Annotated in this window: 18 protein-coding genes; 11 read left to right on the top strand and 7 right to left on the bottom strand. The window is 36.8% G+C overall.

Features of this window, described 5'->3' with window-relative positions:
• Window positions 1–213: 213 nt before the first annotated feature.
• On the top strand, window positions 214–3,048 hold the full coding sequence (polA, locus tag PXG98_RS05695; RefSeq protein ID WP_276389486.1) for a DNA polymerase I: 2,835 nt from the start codon (window positions 214–216) through the stop codon (window positions 3,046–3,048).
• Window positions 3,049–3,080: 32 nt separating this feature from the next.
• On the opposite strand, the gene PXG98_RS05690 is transcribed toward polA, so the two are convergent.
• The 3 genes from PXG98_RS05690 to PXG98_RS05680 form a co-directional block, all read right to left on the bottom strand.
• Window positions 3,081–5,498 carry a TonB-dependent receptor gene (locus tag PXG98_RS05690; RefSeq protein ID WP_276389485.1) on the bottom strand — a complete coding sequence of 806 codons (2,418 nt, stop codon included), beginning with the start codon at window positions 5,496–5,498 and terminating at the stop codon, window positions 3,081–3,083.
• Window positions 5,499–5,579: 81 nt separating this feature from the next.
• Window positions 5,580–6,722 carry a DUF4249 domain-containing protein gene (locus PXG98_RS05685; protein WP_276389484.1) on the bottom strand — a complete coding sequence of 381 codons (1,143 nt, stop codon included), beginning with the start codon at window positions 6,720–6,722 and terminating at the stop codon, window positions 5,580–5,582.
• Between the two features lie 111 nt (window positions 6,723–6,833).
• The gene (locus tag PXG98_RS05680) at window positions 6,834–7,334 is read right to left on the bottom strand and encodes a DUF5004 domain-containing protein (RefSeq protein ID WP_276389482.1); all 501 of its coding nucleotides are present in this window, start codon (window positions 7,332–7,334) and stop codon (window positions 6,834–6,836) included.
• 300 nt (window positions 7,335–7,634) lie between these two features.
• Here PXG98_RS05680 and rplM point away from each other — a divergent pair, with 300 nt between their 5' ends.
• The 4 genes from rplM to tsf all read left to right on the top strand — a co-directional run bounded on the left by rplM (window position 7,635) and on the right by tsf (window position 10,674).
• Window positions 7,635–8,090, top strand: a complete 456-nt coding sequence (gene rplM, locus PXG98_RS05675; protein WP_276389481.1) for a 50S ribosomal protein L13 — start codon at window positions 7,635–7,637, stop codon at window positions 8,088–8,090.
• On the top strand, window positions 8,091–8,477 hold the full coding sequence (gene rpsI, locus PXG98_RS05670) for a 30S ribosomal protein S9 (RefSeq protein WP_276389480.1): 387 nt from the start codon (window positions 8,091–8,093) through the stop codon (window positions 8,475–8,477).
• A gap of 198 nt (window positions 8,478–8,675) precedes the next feature.
• Complete coding sequence (gene rpsB / locus PXG98_RS05665; protein ID WP_276389478.1) at window positions 8,676–9,785, top strand: 30S ribosomal protein S2; 1,110 nt, start codon at window positions 8,676–8,678, stop codon at window positions 9,783–9,785.
• A gap of 64 nt (window positions 9,786–9,849) precedes the next feature.
• Window positions 9,850–10,674 carry a translation elongation factor Ts gene (gene tsf, locus PXG98_RS05660; RefSeq protein ID WP_276389477.1) on the top strand — a complete coding sequence of 275 codons (825 nt, stop codon included), beginning with the start codon at window positions 9,850–9,852 and terminating at the stop codon, window positions 10,672–10,674.
• Window positions 10,675–10,768: 94 nt separating this feature from the next.
• On the opposite strand, the gene PXG98_RS05655 is transcribed toward tsf, so the two are convergent.
• Complete coding sequence (locus tag PXG98_RS05655) at window positions 10,769–12,643, bottom strand: M61 family metallopeptidase (RefSeq protein ID WP_276389476.1); 1,875 nt, start codon at window positions 12,641–12,643, stop codon at window positions 10,769–10,771.
• Between the two features lie 142 nt (window positions 12,644–12,785).
• Here PXG98_RS05655 and pyrH point away from each other — a divergent pair, with 142 nt between their 5' ends.
• Both pyrH and frr read left to right on the top strand, forming a co-directional pair.
• Complete coding sequence (pyrH, locus tag PXG98_RS05650) at window positions 12,786–13,493, top strand: UMP kinase (RefSeq protein ID WP_276389475.1); 708 nt, start codon at window positions 12,786–12,788, stop codon at window positions 13,491–13,493.
• 37 nt (window positions 13,494–13,530) lie between these two features.
• Window positions 13,531–14,085 (top strand): ribosome recycling factor, encoded by a 555-nt coding sequence (gene frr / locus PXG98_RS05645; RefSeq protein WP_276389473.1) that lies wholly within the window; start codon window positions 13,531–13,533, stop codon window positions 14,083–14,085.
• Between the two features lie 27 nt (window positions 14,086–14,112).
• Here frr and PXG98_RS05640 read toward each other — a convergent pair whose 3' ends face one another.
• On the bottom strand, window positions 14,113–14,256 hold the full coding sequence (locus PXG98_RS05640) for a hypothetical protein (RefSeq protein WP_276389472.1): 144 nt from the start codon (window positions 14,254–14,256) through the stop codon (window positions 14,113–14,115).
• A gap of 295 nt (window positions 14,257–14,551) precedes the next feature.
• Here PXG98_RS05640 and PXG98_RS05635 point away from each other — a divergent pair, with 295 nt between their 5' ends.
• The 4 genes from PXG98_RS05635 to PXG98_RS05620 all read left to right on the top strand — a co-directional run bounded on the left by PXG98_RS05635 (window position 14,552) and on the right by PXG98_RS05620 (window position 20,603).
• A complete protein-coding gene (locus tag PXG98_RS05635; RefSeq protein ID WP_276389471.1) occupies window positions 14,552–16,957 on the top strand; it encodes an efflux RND transporter permease subunit in 2,406 nt (801 codons plus the stop codon).
• Window positions 16,958–17,047: 90 nt separating this feature from the next.
• A complete protein-coding gene (asnS, locus tag PXG98_RS05630) occupies window positions 17,048–18,481 on the top strand; it encodes an asparagine--tRNA ligase (protein WP_276389469.1) in 1,434 nt (477 codons plus the stop codon).
• Window positions 18,482–18,540: 59 nt separating this feature from the next.
• Window positions 18,541–19,998, top strand: a complete 1,458-nt coding sequence (gene rpoN / locus PXG98_RS05625) for an RNA polymerase factor sigma-54 (protein WP_276389468.1) — start codon at window positions 18,541–18,543, stop codon at window positions 19,996–19,998.
• Window positions 19,998–20,603, top strand: a complete 606-nt coding sequence (locus tag PXG98_RS05620; protein ID WP_276389467.1) for a hypothetical protein — start codon at window positions 19,998–20,000, stop codon at window positions 20,601–20,603. Before rpoN ends, PXG98_RS05620 begins: the two co-directional genes overlap by 1 nt.
• On the opposite strand, the gene PXG98_RS05615 is transcribed toward PXG98_RS05620, so the two are convergent.
• Window positions 20,598–21,281: a porin family protein gene (locus tag PXG98_RS05615; RefSeq protein WP_276389466.1), complete on the bottom strand. Its 684-nt coding sequence runs from the start codon at window positions 21,279–21,281 to the stop codon at window positions 20,598–20,600. The two genes, PXG98_RS05620 and PXG98_RS05615, sit on opposite strands and share 6 nt — an antisense overlap.
• Window positions 21,282–21,382: 101 nt before the next feature.
• A complete protein-coding gene (locus PXG98_RS05610) occupies window positions 21,383–21,865 on the bottom strand; it encodes an ExbD/TolR family protein (protein ID WP_276389464.1) in 483 nt (160 codons plus the stop codon).
• Between the last annotated feature and the right edge of the window lie 2 nt (window positions 21,866–21,867).

The raw sequence follows: 21,867 nt of genomic DNA, 5'->3' as shown, positions 1-21,867 counted from the left end.
AATTAAAGAACCTCTGAACAAGAACTTCATAATTCGTCATAAACTTTTTTGTGTGCCCTTTAATTTACAGTCTTTTTGTTTAGGGCGGACCAATCATGAAAACACCTAGTTAAAAAATGGCTTCGTTTTTAACTGGCTAGGACTTTTTGAGTTTAAAATTTTCGTTTAGACAACATAAACTTTGTAGTTTTGATATTCTACAAAACTAAAGTTATGGCCGATCAGAAAAGACTTTTTTTATTAGATGCATATGCTCTAATTTTTAGAGGGTATTACGCCTTTATTAAAAATCCAAGGATAAATTCAAAAGGCATGGATACCTCAGCCATTATGGGGTTTATGAACTCTCTATTTGATGTTATTAGACGAGAAAAGCCAGATCATTTAGCTGTTTGTTTTGATAAGGATGGCAGTGCAGAGCGGACAGAATTGTACGCAGATTACAAGGCCAATCGAGATGAAACACCGGATGGAATTAAGGTAGCGGTCCCATTTATTCAGGATATTCTCAAGGCAATGCATATCCCAGTAATTGAAGTTTCAGGGCTGGAAGCAGATGATATAATTGGCACCCTAGCAAAGCAGGCAGAAAAAGAGGGTTATAAGGTGTACATGGTTACCCCAGATAAAGATTTTGGGCAATTGGTTTCTGAAAATATATTTATGTACAAGCCTGCCAGAATGGGTAATGGCATAGAAATATGGGGCATACCCGAAATCCAAAGCCGTTTTGGAGTGGAAACACCTGATCAGGTCATAGATTATTTAGGGATGATGGGAGATGCAAGTGACAACATCCCCGGGCTTCCAGGGGTCGGAGATAAAACTGCAAAAAAGTTTATTGCAGAATACGGCTCGCTTGAAGGTCTTTTGGCCAATACAGATAAGCTAAAAGGCAAGATGAAGGAAAAAGTAATTGAAAATGCCGAATTAGGAATACTTTCTAAAAAATTAGCAACCATTTGCATTAGCTGCGATGTTACCTTCGATGCTAAAGATTACGAACTCTCTGTTCCGGATGGAGACAAGGTTCAGGAAATATTTGAAGAATTAGAATTTAGAAGGTTAAAAGATCAATTTCTAAAATTGTTCTCCGTGGATACTAAGGCAGTTCAACAAGAAGAAACACCAGCTAAAAAAGTAAGTCCGAAATCGGACTTAGCGGGAGGTGGGCAATTTTCTTTATTTGGTAATGATGGAAATTCTTCTGCTACCCTTAAAGAATTTACCAGTAGAAAAACCATTAAAGATGTGCCACATGTATATCAAACGGTTAATGCTGGAATGGGCTTAAAACTTTTTCTGCAAAAACTCATGCTCCAGAAACAAGTGTGTTTTGATACTGAGACCACTTCTCTCAACTCCTTAGAAGCCGAACTCGTGGGCATAGCATTCTCTTGGGAAGCTGCAAAGGGATTCTACATTCCTTTTCCAGAGAAAAGAGAAGAAGCCCAAATACTTATAGAGGAACTTCGACCCTTTTTTGAAGCAGAGAATATAGGTAAAATTGGGCAAAATCTTAAATACGACATCAAAGTTTTAGATAAGTATAAAGTAACGGTAAAAGGGAAGCTTTTTGATACAATGCTGGCTCATTATTTAATTAATCCGGATATGCGGCACAATATGGATGTCCTCTCCGAAACATACCTAAACTACACCCCTATTTCCATTACCGAACTTATAGGAAAAAAAGGTAAAAATCAGCTAAGCATGCGAGAGGTTGCCATAGACAAGCAGACCGAATATGCGGTAGAAGATGCCGACATTACTTTTCAACTTGCAGAACATTTTACCAAGGAACTAAATGAGGCGCATACGCAAATTTTGTTTCAAGACATTGAGATTCCTCTTTTAAAAGTTTTAGCTGCAATGGAATTAGAAGGAATTAATTTAGATAAGGGTTTCCTTCAAGACCTCTCGACACATCTGGAAAATGACATTAGGAATCTAGAGAGTAAAATTTACAAAGAAGCTGGAGAAGAATTTAACATTGCTTCTCCAAAACAATTAGGAGAAATACTTTTTGATAAACTAAAGCTTGTCGCAAAACCAAAGAAAACAAAGACAGGGCAATATTCAACTGCAGAGGACGTACTGTCTTACCTTGCCAAAGAACACGATATAATAAAAAGTGTTTTGGAATTTAGAGGACTCACCAAGCTTAAAAACACTTATGTAGATGCGCTACCAGCCCAAGTAGACCAAAAAACAGGAAGAGTGCATACAGATTATATGCAAACGGTTGCAGCTACGGGAAGACTGAGTAGTAATAATCCTAACCTGCAAAATATCCCTATCCGAACGGAACGCGGCAGAGAAATTCGCAAGGCCTTTATACCTAGAAACAAGGACTATGTATTACTCGCAGCGGATTATTCACAAATTGAACTACGGATAATCGCTTCATTAAGTGAAGAGACTACTATGATAGATGCTTTTAAAAATGGCGAAGATATTCATACATCGACTGCCTCAAAAGTATTTAAGGTGGCTTTGGATGAGGTTACTCGTGCGCAGAGAGGAAATGCTAAAACCGTAAATTTTGGAATTATATATGGGGTTTCTGCATTTGGGCTCAGCAATCAGACCGATCTAAACCGAACGGAGGCAAAAGAATTAATAGATACTTATTACGAAACATATCCAAAACTTAAAACCTATATAGGAGAGCAAATAAATTTTGCCAGAGAAAATGGATATGTAGAAACCGTTTTGGGCAGGAGGCGTTATTTAAAAGATATTAACGCTGGAAATGCCGTAGTGCGGGGCGCTGCAGAAAGAAATGCAGTTAATGCTCCAATTCAGGGAAGTGCTGCCGACATTATCAAAATAGCTATGATAAATATACATGAGAAGCTAGCGGTAGGTAGTTATAAGACAAAGATGTTACTTCAAGTTCATGATGAACTTGTTTTTGATGTTTTTAAACCAGAACTGGAAGAATTAAAAAAGCTAATTAAAACAGAAATGGAAAATGCTTATGAATTAAAAGTTCCACTTGTTGTAGATATGGGTGTTGGGCAAAACTGGTTGGAGGCTCATTAATTTTAGTGCTTTAGTTCTTATTCTTGCTTTGTTTATTGAAAGACAAAATTATAGGTCACGGAAAAAAGTGGGCTATTCAGAACCGATAGTTCGTAACTTCCTAACGGACTATCCCCAAAAACATCGCCATCCTCCCCGCCATTTCTTTGTCCATAATAGAGGTTAAATGGATTTCGTCTGGCGTATACATTATAAATCGTAAACGTCCAATCTCCCAACCACCGGCTTCTTTGTCTTTCGTGATACTTGATAGTCCAAGAAAAATCTAAGCGATGATACGTTCTTAGCCTTGCGTTATTGCGTTCCAAGAAGATTGGAATATTTATTCCTTCAAGAGGAAATACATTATTTGCAACTGTATAGGGTCTGCCACTCTGCGCCGTAAAGTTGAGGCTTACTATGTGGTTTTTATTACCTTCAAAATTTACCGTGCTATTAAATACATGAGGCCGGTCAAAATCGGAAGGATACCACTGGTTATTATTTACTCTATCAGCAAGTTTTTCATTATTCGAACGCAATAAACTTCTGGAAAGGGTATAATTAAACCAACCGTTAATTCTCCCTTTGGGTTTTCGAAATCCAATTTCAACTCCATAAGCCTTTCCTTCGCCTTGTACCACATCTCTTTCAATAAACTCTTCCAGGAAGAAGTCTGCCCCCGGTTTATAGGTAAGATTATTCTCAGAAATCCTATAGTAGCCTTCTATACTCATTTCAATTGCGCCCTCGTTAAAATTGTGATACAAGCCCAGACCAAATGCATCGCTGGTTTGCGGCTTAATATTTGGATCAGAAGTTTTCCATCGTGAGGTAGGCAAAGGAGTTGTAGAATTATATATGTTTTGAAGAAATTGAGTGAGACGGGCATAGCTCCCTTTTATGGAAGTTTTATCGCCTAGGAGATAGGTAGCACCCAGTCTTGGTTCCAGACTGTTATATGTTTTCACAGCATCTCCTTTGCCAAAAATTTTGGTATCGATTACCGCCCCGCTATTCTCATCAAAAGTAGCTTGGGTATACGGCCCAACAAAAACAAAGTGGTTTAATCGAAGTCCGGCCGACAGAAAGAATTTTTCCCATGGATTATAATTAACGTTACCGAAACCAGAAAACTCATAGCTTGTTTCGTCCTCCAAATCTACAGGGTTAATACTATTGCCGGAACCAGGATCTAATAGACCGGGATCAATAGTGTACCGATTAATTTGAACCCCCCCATAATAATCCAGTTTTTCATCTACTCTTTTGGAAAGTTCGGATATAAAACTCAAGTATTTTATTTGGGATGAAAAAGTTATTTTATTTGAATTGTCTACTTCCGGAAAAAGCGTCTTTGGGGTATAATTAGTGCTTATAAGTAAGGTTCTCAAGTTAAAATCATTCTTAAAGGAATGCGTCCAATTAAGCGTTCCATTTAATGTTCTAAAATCGTACTGATTACTTGAGGCGTTTATATTTTCCACCTGGGTAATGAGGTCTAGCTGGTAAAAATCCTTGCTGATAAAGCCTGTAAACGAAATTTGATCACTCCTAGTTGGTAAATAAAGTAATTTTACAGTTGCATCATAAAAATTGGCCTTGGTATCTTTCAAGCGTTTGGAAACAATTGGCAATAGGAAATCAGTGAACCCTATTCTTCCTGCTGCGTTTACCATAAGTTTGTCCTTGATTATTGGAGTCTCAATTGCCAAGCGGCTAGAAACAAGTCCAATTCCCCCAGAGAGTTTTAGTTTATCTACATAGGGATTTTTAACCTTAACGTCTAATACGGAAGTTGTCCTCCCCCCATATCTGGCTGGAATATTAGCACGGTATAAGTCTACTGTAGAAACAACATCGGGGGTAAATACAGAAAACAAACCAAACAAATGGGTTGGATTATAAACCGGGGCATAGTCGTATAAAATAAGGTTCTGATCTAAAGAACCTCCCCTAACGGAAATTCCATTACTAATTTCCCCTGCATTATTAACCCCTGGCAATAAGGTAATACTGCGAAGTACATCCATTTCACCAAGGGCAACGGGAATTTTTTTAATCTCTTTAGAAGTAACTTGCAAGACACCCATCTGAGGAGTTTCCAAAGTCTCAACAAGTCTTTTGGCCTCTACAACAACTTCAGAAAGTTGTTCATTCTCTTCGGACAAATTTATTTTTAAGACCGTATTTTGAGTAAGGGAAATATTTTTTATATCGGTCTTGAAACCTATATATATGGTACTAATCTGATAGTCTCCTACTGGTAACATCATAGCCAGATTCCCATCAGAATTTGTAACCCCTCCACATTCGCAAGGGGTAATATAAATTTGGGCATTTTCCAAGGGCAGGCCTGTTTCTTCTGCCAAGACTTCAAACCGCAGGAGATATTCTTCGGCCTGTCCGTATACAAAGCCGAGACCTACAAAGCAAAATACTCCCAAACCCCTAAGTAAATCTCTCAACATAAATGATACTCAAATTTTTTAATAAACTTCCCATTTAACAGATGATGGTCTGGTGTTAAGGCAAAATGTAAAGCCTGAAAACTACGGCCAGTCTGCTGGTTCAATTCCGGTTCTAAATGTGCCTTCTTCACAGGGTGCCATTGTCTGAAATGGTTCTGGTGTACCACCGCCAAACTCTTCATAAATACCCGGAACAAATTCCTCCAATGGTGGCTCATCAATAAACAACCTTTCTATAAAAACACTTTGCGTTCTAGTAGATGCTGCGGTAAACCTTCCTAGTACAAATTCTTCACTGTCGTTAGGATTAAATAAGTTTCCCACCAAAGCCGCTGGTATTGGAGCGTTAAAACTTCCACTATTATCAACTATATCCTGTAAGGTTTTAAAATAAGAATAAGCGGAAGGAGTAAGCGAAAACTGCTGTACTTCAACGAGTATATTCTTTTTGGTATAAAGTAAAATATCCGCTATATCTAAGTCTGTAGTCGTTAGACCATCTGTAAACTCATCTGAAAAGATCTCAATATTTTGACTGAATCTGATTTGCCAACAATCAGATTCACACACATAAGTATAATAAGGCATAATAATCGGCAGTTCGGCCTGGGTAGCATTTACACATCCATCATCTCTAAAATACCCGGCAAAGCAAATTTCGCAATTAGTGAGTTTTTCAAAAGATTTATATCGCCAGTAATAATAATTCTCTTCATTTGCAGGGTCATCAAACGTGACCGATATTTTGTGTCCCGGAACGAAATCGTTAAACGAATCGCTAAATACTAATTCCGGATTGTAGGTTACCTTTGCATCCGTAATAGGCACAGATGGTACAATGGTCTCGGTCTCCGACAAAATCTCCTTACCATCTGCCAGTACAATTCGCAAAGACCAGGTCTCTCCAACATTTGCAGAAAAATCTGCAGGAGGCAAATAGGCCTCCTTAAATTCAGTACAAATCACTTCAGCGTTTGTAGTTTCATTGACCAGAACAACACTGGCACCTTGTTCAAATATATTCTTATTAATCCCAAATTCTTCTACCGTTTTATAGATGTTTATATAAGAAGCACCAGGTGAAGTAGAAGCTAAGGCATCGACATAAATCAGACCCAATTTAATCTGAAATTCAGGTGGTACCGGATCTATACAAGCCGACAAGAGTATAAATAATAGACTAAGTAAAGAAGATTTCCATGAAAACTTTAGGCTTTGGAGCATAGGGCTATTATAGTTATTTTAAATATACAACCTTTTATTCTAGTTAAAAGCAAAAACAATAAAACCTCACCGTATGGTGAGGTTTTTTCTGTAAATATGTAGTTATTAGTGCTATCTTTTGGTAAACACCAAAACACCCCCGTCATTGAAGTTGGCGAAATCTAAGTCTGTAGCACTGATGCGCATTGTATTTCCCGAAAAACTTACGCTAACTTTAGTCTCTTGTAAATCTTTGTCAATATAAGTCAAAACTTCCCCATCAAAGGTGTAGTTGTCTACACTTGTATCTTTGCTGGTAGGGCAGGGAACGTCTAAACCGGTTCCAGCAGAGTTCACATTAATCTCAAGATAGTTACCGGAATTCTCCGTTATAACAGATAGATCCTCATTAAAGGTCAGGGTTATCAAGGAACAATCAATAGCAGCTAAGAAATCTAAGATGTCACTGGCGTTTTTTTCATCGTCACTTGCGGCAGCCTCATCAATCTCTAAAGCAGTGAGTTCCCAGCTTCCTATTAAGTTATCTTCAGAAAGAGCAGGATCCTCTTTATCTGATGAACAGGAAAACATTAAAGTACAAGCCACGAACATGGTAAATAAATAGGTTTTCATTAGAATGGGTTTGTTATTGGTTAATCTTAGGTGAAAACGTAAAAAAGTTAATTTTATTATGGAGACAGAAGTAATGGACTGGCTAAAAAATAGTAGAAATTGAAGAAGAATTTCTAGTTCTAGTTTTAAAACTATAAGTAACATTTTCTTGGGTTTAGCCTTAGGTCCTTAAAATGTGCTAGCTAAGACTGTAAAAAATTAAAAAAATTGAGAAACAACCATTTGCTTTTCAACTTAATAGTTGTACATTTGCAGCCCGTTAAACGGGATTGAAGTGTTTAATTATAAAAACCTATAGTAGTGGATACATTAAGCTACAAGACAAAGTCTGCCAATAGAAATACCGTTGAAAAGCAATGGTTACTGGTAGATGCCGATGGTCAAACCCTTGGTAGAATGGCCTCTAAAGTTGCAAAAATATTAAGAGGAAAATATAAAACTGATTTTACTCCTCATGTAGATTGCGGAGATAATGTCGTAATCATAAATGCGGAGAAAATCCAGCTTAGTGGAAACAAATGGCAGGATAAGACCTATTTGAGATATACTGGTTATCCAGGGGGCCAACGATCTACTACCGCAGAAGAACTGTTGGCTAAAAACCCCTCTGCCCTTGTAGAGAAGGCAGTTAAGGGAATGTTGCCAAAGAACCGACTAGGGGCAGAATTGTTTCGAAACTTAAGGGTTTATACAGGTCCAACACACGACCAGGAAGCACAAAAACCAAAGACTATTAACTTAAACGACCTAAAATAAATGGAAATTATTCATAAAATAGGTAGAAGAAAAACAGCTGTTGCAAGAGTTTATATCTCCAAAGGAAAAGGTAACATCACTGTAAACAAAAGAGCTTTAGAAGATTACTTTTCTACAGACACACTTCAATACAAGGTTAAACAGCCTTTTACATTGACCAATACCGATGGGGATTATGATGTTAAGGTAAATGTATACGGAGGTGGTATTACCGGGCAGGCAGAAGCTGTTCGTCTTGCCCTTTCGAGAGGATTGTGCGAGATTGAAGCCGAAAACAGAGAAGTCTTAAAACCTGAAGGATTACTTACTAGAGATCCGAGAATGGTAGAACGTAAGAAATTCGGACAGAAGAAAGCCCGTAAGAAATTCCAGTTCTCTAAAAGATAAAATTATTTACCGGTTATTTGCCGGCATTATTAACCAAAGTTCATTGAAAGTCTCTTTTAGTAGAGGCAATTAAAGACTCTGTCATAAAATTATATACAGGAGTCGAATTTAGTTTAGCATCTAAATAAGGAAGGCTTTCCCTAGTGGAATACCACTTTCTTATTGCTAATTCAAAAAGAACGTAAACTAAGTATTAAAATGGCTAAAAAAGCTGAAGTTAAAGATTTATTAGAAGCAGGTGTTCACTTTGGACACTTAACCAGAAAATGGAATCCAAACATGGCTCCTTATATCTACATGGAGCGCAATGGAATACATGTTATTAACCTTTACAAAACTGTTGCAAAATTAGATGAAGCAAATGAAGCTCTGTCTAAAATTGCTGCATCTGGCAGGAAAATATTATTCGTAGCAACGAAAAAGCAAGCGAAGGATATTGTTTCGGAGAAGGTTTCAAATGTTAATATGCCTTATATTACGGAAAGATGGCCAGGTGGTATGTTAACAAACTTTGTTACCATTCGGAAAGCTGTTAAAAAAATGGCCTCTATTGACCGTATGAAAAAAGACGGTACATTCAATACACTTTCCAAGAAAGAAAGATTACAGGTAGACAGACTACGTGCAAAATTGGAAAAAAACTTAGGCTCTATTTCAGATATGACTCGTTTGCCGGGCGCACTATTTATTGTTGATACAATGAGAGAGCACATTGCAGTAAAAGAAGCCCAAAAGCTAAATATTCCAATTTTTGCTATGGTGGATACCAATTCAGATCCACGCCCAATAAATTATGTAATTCCTTCTAATGACGATGCATCAAAATCTATTGATGTTATTCTTACGGAAGTAACCAATGCCATTGCTCAAGGATTAGAAGAAAGAAAATCCGAAAAGATAGCAGCAAAAGAAGGTTCCTCTTCAGAAGATTCTAAAAAAGAAGAAAAGAAAGTGGCAGCTCCTGCACAAAAGGAAGAGGTTGCTAAGACCGAAACAGCTAAGCCAAAAGAAGAGGCTGCTGTTGTTGCTAAAGAAACCACAGAAGAAACTTCTACAGCGGACGATTTAACTAAAATTGAAGGAGTTGGACCTAAGGCTGCGGAAGCCTTGGTAGCGGCCGGAATAGACACTTATGCAAGTCTTGCGAAGTCGGAAGCTGAAAAGATCAAAGAAATTTTGACAGAAGCCAGTTCACGTATGGCACATCTTGATCCAGGTAGCTGGCCAAAACAGTCGCAAATGGCCGCCGATGGAAAATGGGAAGAGCTTAAAGAATGGCAAGAGAAGGTAAAAGGTGGTGTTGAATAACAGAAAATTAAAATTAATTCACAACGGAAACCCTAAATAAAGGCTTCCACAAAACAATATCAAAATGGTAAAGATTACCGCTGCAGACGTAAATAAATTAAGAAAAACCACAGGTGCAGGAATGATGGACTGCAAAAATGCCTTGGTTGAAGCTGAAGGTGACTTTGATAAGGCAATTGAAATTCTTAGAAAGAAAGGTCAGAAAGTAGCTGCCAAGAGAGCCGATCGTGATTCCTCTGAGGGTGCTGCAATTGCTAAAGTAAGTGAAGATAAAACAGAAGGCGTAATTATTTCTCTTAATTGTGAAACTGATTTTGTTGCAAAAAACGACAGTTTTGTTAGTCTGGCTAATGAGCTAGCAGATTTAGCCTTGTCTTTTGATTCAAAAGAAGACTTTCTAGCTTCGGCCTTTAATGGGGTTACCGTTCAAGAAAAGTTAACAGAACAGACAGGTGTTATTGGTGAGAAAATAGAAATAGGTGGCTTTAAAAGACTTAAAGCTCCATTTGTTGGATCTTATATACATGCAGGAAATAAGATTGCAACTTTAGTTGGTTTGTCTAATGCAGTTGAAGGCGCTGCTGTAGCAGCAAAAGACGTTGCCATGCAGGCGGCAGCGATGAACCCAGTTGCCTTAGATGAAGCCGGAGTTGACCAGACTGTAATTGATAAAGAAATTGAAATTGCAAAAGATCAATTAAGACAAGAAGGCAAGCCGGAAGCAATGTTGGACAATATTGCAAAAGGAAAATTAAAAAGATTTTTTAAAGACAATACGCTAGTAAACCAAGCTTTCATTAAGGATAGCAAACAAAGTGTTGCACAGTATGTAAAGTCTGTAGACGGTCAATTAGAAGTAGTAGGTTTCGAGAGAGTAGCCTTAGGTTAATCTTTTTAAGATAATATACTTGATCCCCTCTTTTGTTAAAGGAGGGGATTTTTTTTTCTATTACCTTCTAGACTTCCTTAGAATTGGAAGCCTATCAATCTTTTAACCAACGATGTTTTAGGTTTTGTTCCGCCTCACTGCTATTTGTGGAGGGTATAATTTCTGTACTGTTCATTACGGGAGTCCCTACCACTCCTTGTAAGGTAATTTCATTTTCACCACGTTTTACACGCATAGTAATATTCCTGGTGGGTTTCCATGCAAAACTTTCTCTAATAACCGACCCAATTGTTTCTAAGGATATGGAAACTCCATCTATGCTAACTAAAGTATCTCCTCCCTTCACCCCTAGGTTTATCCAAAAAGAGTTTAATGGAATTCCTTTGCGAACAAAAATTGAATTCTGACTATCAGGACGTACGTCAATAAATGGTTCTTGTCCATAAAAAAAATAGGCTGTTTCCGGCGTCTTAACCTCTACATGAAGCCCTACCTTTTTTAATACTTCATCATAATCTATAGGGGTATCACCAACAATATGTTCTTCAAAAAAGTTGCCTATCTCCGGATAGGTCATGGAAATGATTTCTTCAATAATTTTATCATCGTCGAAGGGAATATTCTGATTGTATTTGAAGCTTAGTTCTTTCATTAACCACAAGACTCCCCGCTCACCATCACTTAAGTCTCGCAAAAGAATATCAAGACACATACTAATTAGAGCTCCTTTTTCATATACGTTAGCGTAGTTCGACTTATTTGGTTCAACTAAGACATTAGAACTCATAGAAGTAAAAGACAAACTATCGTTATACATACTGGAATTATCTATTTTTTGCGACATTCTTAGCAAAAAGTCTTGCTCATCTATAATACCCTGTTGTATTTGAAACAGGTTTGCAAAATATTCCGTGGTACCTTCATACATCCACAAATGTTTGGACATTTTTGGATAGTTAAAATTAAAGTATTGAATCTCTCTTGAGTGCACATTCAGGGGAGTGACTATATGAAAAAACTCATGTGAGATCAGGTCGATCATGGTTTCTTCCAAGTCTTTTTTATTCATTTGCTCCGGTAATACGGCTACCGTGGAAGTATGGTGCTCTAAGGCGCCAAATCCAATAGCATCATCTTCATTAACAGCGGATAAATAGAGCAAAATAGTATAAGCAGGTGTGGAATTAATTTCACCAAGAAAACTCTTTTGAGCACGCATCATTTTTTCAATACTGGGCCTTAAATCTTCTGCCACATATACCCCATTTGGCGAGTACACTGCAATGGTGATTTCAATACCATCGACCATAAAAGAAGCGGTATTAAGCTCCGAATACATGATTGGATTGTCAATAACATCAAAATAACGCTTAGCGTAAAAGATGTCCACACCTTCTTTTGAAACGTTCGGACTAATATTTAAAGATGTTACTGGTTTGAGGTTTTCCGGAGCATAAATTTGTAACACGTAAGGGCTTTCTAATAGGTCTTTAAAATAACCAACGAAACCGTGAAGATTTAAAATAAAATTCTTGCCTTCAGAAATATTTGTGCCAGCCGGAGAAAAAATTGGTTCTTTTTTCTGTGTCTCCGTATCGTAAGTATCGTTTACATAATACCTTACTTTATCTAAATTTTTGGCATCTTCTATAAACCATTCATTTGTATTTCTATGAATAACCGGCAGCTCATTACCTTGATAGTCGTAGACCTTCAAATCTTCAATATTTTGCCCATAATTATCCAAGCTATAAGTGCCCGGGACTATCTTAGGAAGATAAAAAGTTGTACTTGAAGAACTAAACACTTCTGGATCAATAGTTACTTGAACTCTGTCTTCCTGAATATTTATGAGATCTATCTCTGCCCGGATTTCTTCTTTGCTATTCTGATTAATAGACTGTGAAGTTCCGCAACTAAAAACAATAGGCAGGAAAGAGAAAATGTAAATCCACTTTTTATAATACATATAGAGGCAACTTATTCTTAAGGACCAAATCATATGAAACACAACGAAAATTTAAATCGAATGTCATGACATTAAACTTATTAACGAACAGTTGCCATAAATATTTTTGATTATTTTTGTTTGCGAATCTGGAAAACATAATATGCAATACAAAAGAATTCTACTAAAACTAAGTGGAGAGGCCCTTATGGGGCAACAGAATTACGGAATTGATGCAAAAAGGCTCTCGGAATATGCTGAAGAGATCAAAGAAGCAGTAGATTTAGGTGTGGAATTGGCAATTGTTATAGGGGGAGGTAATATTTTTCGAGGTTTGGCCGCCGCCAATAAAGGAATGGATAGAGTTCAGGGAGATCATATGGGAATGTTAGCCACTGTAATTAACGGTCTCGCATTGCAAAGTGCCTTGGAAGACAAAGGTGTACAGACTAGATTACAGTCTGCTATTAAAATAAATGAAGTGGCCGAACCATTTATTCGCAGACGGGCGATGAGGCATTTAGAAAAGGGGAGAGTAGTTATTTTTGGTGGAGGCACTGGAAATCCTTATTTCACTACGGATTCGGCGGCAGTACTAAGAGCGATTGAAATTGAGGCTGATGTGATATTAAAAGGAACTCGGGTGGATGGCATCTACACTAGTGATCCTGAAAAAGATAAAACCGCAACAAAATTCGATACACTCAGTTTTAACGAAGTCCTGACCAAAGGATTAAAGGTAATGGACACCACCGCATTTACACTTAGTCAGGAAAATAATTTACCGATCGTAGTTTTTGATATGAATAAAAAGGGGAATCTACTAAAAATCGTATCAGGAGAAAATATAGGTACGGTAGTGGATCTATAAAATTTTATGAAAATCTATACGTAATTCATTTTAGGTTATGAACGAAGAAATTAAATTTATTCTCGAAGCAGCACAAGAAAGTATGGACAATGCAATTGTGCATTTAGAAAAAGCTTTAGTGAAAATTAGAGCCGGAAAGGCAAGCCCTTCCATGCTGTCCTCTGTAATGGTAGACTACTATGGATCTCAGTCTCCCTTATCACAAGTATCCAATATTAATACTCCTGACGGAAGAACACTTTCTGTGCAGCCATGGGAGAAGAGTATGCTTTCGGAAATTGAAACAGCCATAATGAATGCCAATCTAGGATTTAATCCAATGAACAATGGGGAAATGATAATTATAAATGTCCCTCCATTGACCGAAGAGAGGAGAAAGCAGTTGGTTAAGCAAGCTAAAACAGAAGCAGAAGAAGCGAAAATTAGTATTCGTAGTGCCAGGCAGGATGCCAATAAAGAAATTAAGGGAATTGGTGTTTCTGAGGATTGGGAAAAAAATGCAGAGATAGACATCCAAGAAATGACCAATAAGTACACAGATAAGGTAGACGCTATATTTCAGGTAAAAGAGGCAGATATAATGAAAGTATAGTTACTTCTTGCCAGGGTAAAAACTTTGTTAGCCCATCGAATAAATCCCAATTATTCCAGCGATAAGAACTGCCAAAGAGATAAGTATTAAAAGTCTGTACAAGACAATAGCGATTCTACTATAGCGTTTTTTAGAATTGTTTCTCTCCACCTTTTTTTTCTGATGAGCCATTGTTTTGAATTAATAACTACTAAAGTATTTTTGCCCTTTGATGTAAAAAGATCAAAGCCATATAGTATAAACTGCCCAAATTTTTAACAAAACTATTTTAAAACAAACAATAATTTGGCTCAGTTTAGGTTCAAAGCTACTGGTTTTTTACCTTTGCCGTTTATTAAAACTCTCACAAAGAGGCTTTAGGCCATAATCATTTATGATTGCTTCAAAAGATATTTTTCAGAATCCTATTTATGGCATTTCGCAATTGTACTATAAAATGAATCCTTTTAATCTTTTTTGTTAACGAATGGTGGCCAAACTCACTAGAGGCTTCTGGGCTAAGGTAGCTAGAATTATTCTTAGGAATAGAATACTCATATTGATTCTAATTGCTGCCATTACTGTAGCGCTTGGATTTCAATGGGAGAACATGCGTTTCTCCAGTAATGAAGCAAATCTTCTGCCTGATGACCACCCAATGAATATTCAATATGAAGGCTTTCTCGAAAAGTTTGGAGAGGAAGGAAACATTGTTGCGCTGGCAATAAAAGATGACCGATTTAAAGAGGTTAATGAGTTCAATAGCTGGAATACCCTGAGTAAAAAATTAGATGCATTCCCTGAAGTAGACTATGTGGTATCTACCGACAATTTGCGGGAGTTGGTTATGGATAAAGAGAATAACCGTTTTGCTCTTAGCAGATTTCTAAAAGAGAACCCTACAAACAATTCGGAAGTAGATAGTCTTCTACAGCATCTGTACAATGAATTACCGTTCTATGAAGGACTACTTTACAATAATGAAACAGGTACCATTAGAACACTTGTTTATTTAGACAAAGACATTGTTAATACCTCAGTACGAAAAGTATTTATTCTTAAAGATCTCACGAATCTAATTAATGAATTTGAAGAAGAAACCGGGCTCGATGTTAGAATATCAGGAATGCCCTATATCCGTACCCTAAATTCACAAAATATAATTGATGAGATTGGTATTTTTATTGGGGCTGCTCTGCTAATTACGTCCTTGATATTCTTCTTTTTCTTCCGGAGTATTAGAGCAACTTTTATATCGATGTGTGTTGTACTTATCGGGGTAATGTGGGCCTTTGGGATATTAGGACTATTACAGTATGAGATAACCGTTCTAACCGCACTAATTCCTCCTCTAATAATAGTAATTGGCATACCCAATTGCATATTTCTGATTAATAAGTATCAACAAGAGGTTAAAAAACATGGAAATCAAGGCCTAGCCCTTCAGCGTGTAATTTCTAAAATCGGAAATGCTACCTTAATGACGAATGTAACCACCGCTTGTGGATTTGCAACTTTTATTATTACAGACAGTAAGCTATTGACCGAATTTGGCATTGTAGCATCGATCAACATAATTGGAATATTTATACTATCCCTTTTAATTATCCCAATTGTCTACAGTTTTATGTATCCCCCAAAAACCAAGCATTTAAAACATTTAAACAAGAAATGGATTGATGGTTTTGTGAATTGGATGGAAAGGATAGTAAGAGAAAAGAGAATTACGGTATATGTTGTTTCCATTGTAGCATTAATTCTAAGTATAATTGGTATTTATCAAATAGATATTTCAGGAAGTCTGATTGAAGATATGCCCAAAAAAACAGACTTTTATAAAGACATAAAGTTCTTCGACGAAGAGTTTACGGGAATTATGCCGATAGAAATAGTAGTAGATACGGAGAGGAAGAAAGGCGTACTAAAACCGGCTACCTTAAAAAGAATAAATGAACTGCAAAATTTTATAGACGAAACACCAGAATTATCCAAGCCTTTATCTGTTGTTAACTTGGTAAAATATTCCAAACAAGCATTTTACAATGGAATTCCGAAGTATTACCAGCTACCAACCTCACAAGAGAATACATTTATTATGGATGTGGCTAAAAATTCTAGTGGAAACGAGAATCTATTGGAAAATTTTGTGGATAGCACTGGGCAAGTTGCGCGCATTACCACCTTTATAAAAGATGTGAATACCAAGCGAATGGAGGAAATTGAACAGTCACTGCTCCAGGAAATTGCCAAAACATTTCCGGAAGATCGATATTCACCATATATAACGGGGAAGGCTCTCCTTTTTCTTAAGGGGACAAAGTATTTAGTGAAGAATCTAGTACTTTCTCTGTCCCTAGCTATTGGCTTAATTGGGTTGTTTATGGCCTATTTATTTCGGTCCTTTAGAATGATTGCTATCTCTTTAATCCCCAATATTTTACCCTTGGTAGTCACTGCCGGAGTAATGGGTTTTGCTGGGGTACCAATAAAGCCCTCGACAATTTTAGTTTTCAGCATTGCTTTTGGTATTTCTGTAGATGATACCATCCATTTTCTAGCCAAGTATAGGCAAGAGTTAATGGCAAATCACTGGAGAATTCAGAAATCCGTTTATGCTGCCTTGAGAGAAACGGGTGTTAGCATGTTCTACACTTCTATTGTATTGTTTTTTGGTTTTTCTGTCTTTATGACTTCAAGTTTTGGAGGCACGGTGGCCTTAGGAGGGCTTGTTTCGGCAACTTTATTGTTTGCCATGCTGGCAAACCTAATTTTACTTCCTTCTTTACTGTTATCTCTTGAGCGCAGTATTGCAAATAAAGAAGTACTGAAAAAACCACAAATCGATATTTTAACTGAAGAGGGATCAGGTAAAAAGGGCAAAGCAAACGAATAGAGTGTTCCCCAGACCCTTTTAAAAGTATAATTCTATAAATAACTTTTTGGAAAAGCTATATTTGCGATTCAAAATTAGATTTGATATTAAATGGAAGTACAGAGTATTAAGGAATTACTAGTTTCAGTTCCAAATGGCCAGGTTGTAATAGTAAAAGGTTGGGTTAGAACTTTCAGAAGTAACAGATTCATAGCCTTAAATGATGGATCCACTATTAATAATATCCAATGTGTTGTAGATTTTGAGACCCTTGGAGAAGACCTGCTGAAACAAATCGCCACTGGTGCTGCTTTAGAAATACAGGGAAGCCTTGTGGAAAGTCAGGGTAGAGGACAAAAAGTGGAAATCCAAGTAGATGACTTAATTGTTCATGGTAAAGCGGATCCCGAAACCTATCCCATACAGCCCAAAAAACACTCTATGGAGTTTTTGAGAGAACAGGCACATTTGCGCATACGCACAAACACCTTTTCTGCAGTTATGAGAGTTCGTTCGGCCTTGGCATTTGCCATACACGACTACTTTCGGAAAAATGGTTTTTATTATTTCCATGCACCAATTGTTACAGGTTCGGATGCCGAAGGTGCTGGTGAAATGTTCAGGGTAAGTACCTTAAATCCTAAAACACCCCCGCTAACACAAGAGGGAGAAATAGATTATAAACAAGATTTCTTTGGAAAGGAAACAAATCTTACAGTCTCCGGACAATTGGAGGCCGAAGCATACGCAATGGCTCTAGGGAAAGTATACACTTTTGGCCCCGCTTTTAGAGCAGAAAATTCTAACACTTCAAGACATTTGGCCGAGTTTTGGATGATTGAACCAGAAATGGCATTTTACGATCTTCAGGATAATATGGATTTAGCAGAAGACTTTATTAAAAGTATAATTGCATATATTCTTCAAAACTGTAAAGATGACCTTACCTTTCTAGATAAAAGGCTGCAGGATGAAGAAAAAGTTAAGCCAATGGCACAAAGAAGCGAGATGGGTTTATTGGAGCGTCTTAACTTCGTAGTAGAAAACAGTTTTATAAGAATTACATATACCGAAGCCATTAAAATTCTACAGAACAGCAAACCGAACAAAAAGAAAAAATTTCAATATGTAATTGACGAGTGGGGAGCTGATTTGCAAAGTGAACATGAGCGTTACCTTGTTGAAAAGCATTTTAAGTGCCCGGTTATTCTCTTTGATTATCCTGCCAAAATCAAAGCCTTCTATATGCGTCTGAATGAAGACGGTAAAACGGTCAGGGCCATGGATATACTATTTCCCGGAATTGGCGAAATTGTTGGTGGTTCTCAAAGAGAAGAAAGATTAGATGTTCTTCAAAATAAAATGAAAGAATTGGGCGTTGAAGAGGAAGAGCTGTGGTGGTATCTAGATTTACGTCGATTTGGTTCTGCCGTGCATAGTGGCTTTGGCTTAGGTTTTGAACGAATGGTTCAATTCTCAACAGGAATGGGAAATATTAGAGATGTTATTCCATTTCCAAGGACTCCACAAAATGCAGAGTTCTAAAGAGCCCAATAAACATTATTTTAATTCTTAACTTTATCAGAGGAAAAGTATAACTGCAAATGCTAAAACAACACTTACAGTTCAAATTATCTCAGAAGCTTTCTCCTCAACAAATTCAGTTGATGAAGTTGATTCAGCTGCCAACTCAGGCTTTTGAGCAAAGACTGAAACAAGAGTTAGAGGAAAATCCAGCATTAGAAAGTGGTAAGGAAGAGAAGAGCACTCTAGAAGACGAATTTGAAAGTGATTTTGAAGCTGATACAGGCAACGAAGAAATAACGGCAGAAGATATCAATATTGATGATTATCTCAGTGATGATGAAGTTCCGGACTACAGAACCCAGGCTAACAACTACAGCCCTGATGATGATGAAAAAACCATCCCCTATGCTGCAGGAATATCGTTTAATCAGTACCTATTAAACCAATTAAACACACTTTATATTAGCGATAGTGATTGGGCAATTGCCGAATTTCTAGTAGGATCAATAGATGAAAGTGGCTATATCAGAAGACCTCTTTCAGATATTGCTGATGATCTAGCCTTTACACAAAATATTTATGCGGAAGAAAAAGATGTGGCGAGAGTTTTAAAGATTGTTCAGGAGCTTGACCCCCCTGGGGTTGGCGCACGTACTTTAGACGAATGTCTAATTATTCAATTAAAGCGAAAAGAAATAACGCCCTCCATTGAATTAGCCATTGATATCCTGGAAAAGTCCTTTGATCATTTTATCAAAAAACACTATAGCAAACTAATTCAAAAGTATTCCATAAGTGAGGAGGAGTTAAAAGAGGCCATTACAGAAATTGAAAAATTAAATCCAAAACCAGGAGGATCTTATGCAGGGAACAATAAAATGGTAGAGCATATTGTTCCTGATTTTGCTATTAAAATTGCTGACGGGAATTTGGAACTGACGCTGAACGGAAGAAATGCACCAGAGTTGCATGTTTCAAATGAATACAATAACATGCTTGCGGGTTATAAGAATTCTAAAACTAAATCGAAGACACAAAAAGATGCCGTCATGTTCATCAAACAGAAACTTGATGCAGCCAAATGGTTTATTGATGCCATAAAACAGCGACAACAGACCTTATATATTACCATGAATTCTATAATGCAGTACCAAAAAGATTACTTTCTTACTGGTGATGAACGTAAACTTAGACCGATGATTCTGAAGGATATTGCAGATGACATCAATATGGACGTCTCTACAGTTTCCAGAGTTGCAAACAGCAAATATGTAGATACACCATATGGCACCAAACTCATTAAAGAGTACTTTTCAGAATCTATGAAAAATACTGAAGGAGAAGATGTATCCACAAAGGAGATAAAGAAAATTCTTGAGACGGTTATTGGCAATGAGGAAAAGAAAAAGCCGCTCACGGATGATAAATTAGCAGGACTACTCAAAGAAAAAGGATATCCTATAGCGAGAAGAACCGTCGCTAAATATAGAGAACAATTGGGTATTCCTGTTGCTCGATTAAGAAAACAGATATAATGGCTCTTCTCTTTAGGAGTATTTCCTATTTATTTCATCCCCTTTTTGTTCCTATCGCAGGAACAGCTGCCTATTTCATAGTTACGCCAAAGTACACTCCACTAAGTTTGCAAAGTGGTAACATACTACCCATATTTATACTCACTGTCATAATTCCAATTATTTGTTTTTTTATTCTTAAGAATTTAAGACTGGTACAGTCTGCTTTTTTGGTTAACATTAATGAACGAAGATATGCCTTACTTATTAATATAGTAATCCTTCTTATGATTGTTCTCAAAGTGATTCCTAATAATTATGTCCTAGAAGTATACTACTATTTTATTGGACTCTTAACGGCTATTTTAAGCTGTTTTTTTCTATTATTCATAAGATTTAAAGCAAGCCTCCATGTTCTTGGAATAGCCAGTTTCCTAATGTATCTCATAGCACTTAGCATTCATTTTGAATTAAATATTATAGTCGCTATAAGTGCATTTACGTTGTTATGTGGTCTGGTTGCCACTTCCCGACTGTTTTTGAATAAAAATTCAAAAAAAGAAGTAATAGCCGGATTTATGATCGGTATAATCTCTCAGCTAATTACCCTTAAGTTTTGGTTATAGGATGTAAAAAATAATCCCCAATCTAAAAGGAGTAAATTCAATGGCCTCACCTTCAACGGTACTTATACCATCTTTAAACAAATTATTTAAGGCATAATACAGGTGAACATTGAAGGTACTGTAACCAAAATTTAGCATAACTCCGTACCTAAACTTTTCAATATCATTGTTCTTAAAGGCAATTTTATCGTCACTAGAGACAAACTTAGACCGTGCTCCTAGCACATAACCCAGTTTCATTCCCGCATATACCCTCCAAAACTTATAATCCGTTGGGGTAGAAGTACGCCATCTAAATTCTATTGGAAATTCAAGGACATGTGTATCTACTTTATTTCGTTTATAAGAAACATCATCATCTAAAACAATATAGTCTATTCCAGTAGTGCTCTCTACGGCCAATAAATTTGTATAATAGTTATTGTAGGCGTATCCAAATCCTAATCCAAAACCCACATTCCGGTTTCTATTTACAGGAATATCTTTTATAAAACCACCCATTAACCCATAAGAGAAGTTTCTCTGGCTAACATTTGTAGGTTTGTTAAGTACAATATTATACGTCGTCCCTAAATAAAACTGATCTTCTAAATATTTTAAATCGATCTGCTCTTCTCCTTGCTGCCCAAAGACATTACCTCCAAGGATAAGTATGAAAATCCAGATAATATAACGCATAAAACTAAGGTAGTTAATATATAAAAAGCATGCCATAAAAAAACGCTTCAAATATTACTTTGAAGCGTTCCAACTATCTTATTTAAGTTTGATTACCCTATTTATTGCAAGTTTCTAAAGGCATCGCCTTCGAAAGTTGTATAATTTACTTTTAGAGCATTTACTTTACGTAACTCTTGCTTAATATCTGATATTAGACCCATATTAGCATTTCTATCTACTTTTAGGGCAGTGGTAAGTACATTCTGCAATTCTTGTGGCTTTTTAGCCCTTTCCTGCAGAATAAAATCTCCTACCTCCGATACCGCGGCAAACTTATCGTTTAATTGAATTTTTGGTTCTGTACCGAATACTTTCTGATATTCTCTAGTAGGCTTCCCTACATAGATATATAGTACTCTATCCTTCTTTTCCAACTTCTTTACCTCACTAGCGTTTGGTAAAACATTGTCGACCATTAATGAACTATCCTTCATAACAGTTACTGTCATAAAAAAGAATAGAAGCATAAAGACAATGTCTGGCAAGGAAGCAGTAGAAACTGCTGGTAAATCCCCATCTTTTTTCTTATTAAATTTAGCCATAA

The organism is Eudoraea chungangensis, assembly GCF_029360665.1.
Classification (GTDB): domain Bacteria; phylum Bacteroidota; class Bacteroidia; order Flavobacteriales; family Flavobacteriaceae; genus Eudoraea; species Eudoraea chungangensis.
Note: the sequence above shows the minus strand (reverse complement) of the source record. Positions and strands in the feature narration are given on the sequence as shown.